This is a genomic window from Mycobacterium sp. 1165178.9 (assembly GCF_001673555.1).
In the GTDB taxonomy this organism is placed as follows: Bacteria; Actinomycetota; Actinomycetes; order Mycobacteriales; family Mycobacteriaceae; genus Mycobacterium.
The window spans coordinates 1-1,843 of sequence record NZ_LZMB01000250.1 but is presented as its reverse complement, the minus strand read 5'-3'; the positions used below and the strand labels follow the sequence as shown (position 1 = coordinate 1,843).

1 protein-coding gene is annotated in these 1,843 nt (G+C 71.5%); it reads left to right on the top strand.

Annotated elements, in window-relative coordinates; genetic code table 11:
* Positions 1-183: 183 nt before the first annotated feature.
* On the top strand, positions 184-1,260 hold the full coding sequence (gene trpD, locus A5652_RS11375) for an anthranilate phosphoribosyltransferase (RefSeq protein ID WP_067350698.1): 1,077 nt from the start codon (positions 184-186) through the stop codon (positions 1,258-1,260).
* The last annotated feature ends 583 nt before the right edge of the window (positions 1,261-1,843 follow it).

The following is a 1,843-nucleotide window of genomic DNA, read 5'->3' as shown; positions in this document are numbered from 1 at the left end:
CGCGACGTAATTGCAGTACCCGAAGTGGCGGCAGCGCTGGTCACATACGCAAGTATGACGCTTTGTAGTTGTTGAACTCCACCCGGGGCGGCATTTGATGTCTGGCGAGTCGCGCCGGCGAGCGCAGGGGACGGCCGACGGCGACGGTTGGGGCTGGTGTGGTCCGCGTGGGACCATCGGCGCGTGGCTTTGTCATCTGAGGCGTCGGGCGCGTCCGCAACATCGTGGCCGGGGGTCCTGTCTCGTCTGACCGCCGGTCGGGACCTGACGCGCGGGCAGGCCGCCTGGGCCATGGACCGCATCATGGCCGGCGACGCCAGCCCCGCTCAGATCGCGGCCTTCGCGGTGGCCATGCAGGTGAAGGTCCCCACCTCGGCCGAAGTCATCGAGCTGGCCGAGGTGATGCTCAACCACGCGCTGCCGATGCCGGCCGGCGCCATCCGCGACGACACGGTCGACATCGTCGGCACCGGTGGCGACGGCGTCAACACCGTGAACCTGTCCACGATGGCGGCCATCGTGGCCGCGGCCGCCGGTGTGCCGGTGGTCAAACACGGCAACCGGGCGGCCTCGTCGTTGTCCGGCGGCGCCGACACGCTCGAGGCGCTCGGCATCCGGATCGACCTCGGGCCCGAAGCGGTCGCACGCAGTCTCGCCGAGGTCGGCATCGCGTTCTGTTTCGCGCCGCTGTTCCACCCGTCCTACCGGCACACGTCCGCGGTGCGCCGCGAGATCGGTGTGCCGACGGTGTTCAATCTCCTTGGGCCGCTTACCAATCCGGCCAGGCCGCGGGCCGGATTGATCGGCTGCGCGTTCGCTGACCTCTCCGAGGTGATGGCCGGTGTGTTCGCCGCCCGCCGGTCCAGTGTGCTGGTGGTGCACGGCGACGACGGACTCGACGAGCTGACGACCACCACCACCAGCACGATCTGGCGAGTGCAGGCCGGCACGGTGGACAAGCTGACCTTCGATCCGGCCGGATTCGGTTTTCCCCGAGCCGATCTCGAGGACCTGCTGGGCGGTGATGCGCAGGCCAACGCGGCCGGGGTGCGTGCGGTGCTGGCCGGTGGCAAGGGCCCGGTGCGCGACGCGGTCGTCCTCAACGCCGCCGGCGCGATCGTCGCCCACGCCGGGTTATCCAGCCGCGCTGAATGGTTGCCGGCGTGGGAGGACGGGTTGGCCCGCGCCTGTAAGGCCATCGATTCCGGTGCGGCCGAACAACTGCTCGCGCGATGGGTGCGCTTCGGTCAGCAGGTCTGATTCCCGGAGGGCCTGCTCGCCGGCCAGTCGCGCCGAGCGAGCCGACGCGGCCCACGCCGACCAGGCGCCGGCCGACCGCAGCGGCGAAGCCCAGCCGTCCTCGGCGACCCGAACGATGCGCGCCCCCGCCGTCGTCAGCCAGCGCATGATGAGCGCGGTCTCCTCGACCAGCGCGCCGCCCAGGGGGCCGGGGGTGAGCAGAATCGCTTGTGCCCCAGCAACAATCGCGTCGATGACCGGCATCGGCGGCACCCCACGCCGGGCGCAGCCCGCCGCGGCGAGCTGGCCGTGGCGGATGACGGCCAGGTGAAAACCACCCTGGCCATCGGGTGCGGCGGCGATCAGCTCCGGCAACGCGGCCAGGGCGCGCAGCCGCTGGCCGCGCCACAGTGTCTCAACAGCGGTGACGGTCCGGTCGCGCAGTCGCGCGGCGCTCTCGAAGTGATGCCGCTCGCCGAGCGTTTTGACCTGGTCCACGGCCGCGGTCAGCGCGGTGTTGTCCGCGCCGTCGATCAATGCGGCGGCCCGCGCCACGGCAGCGGCGTACTGAATGGCGGTGACGCCACGCGCGGCCGGGCACGGC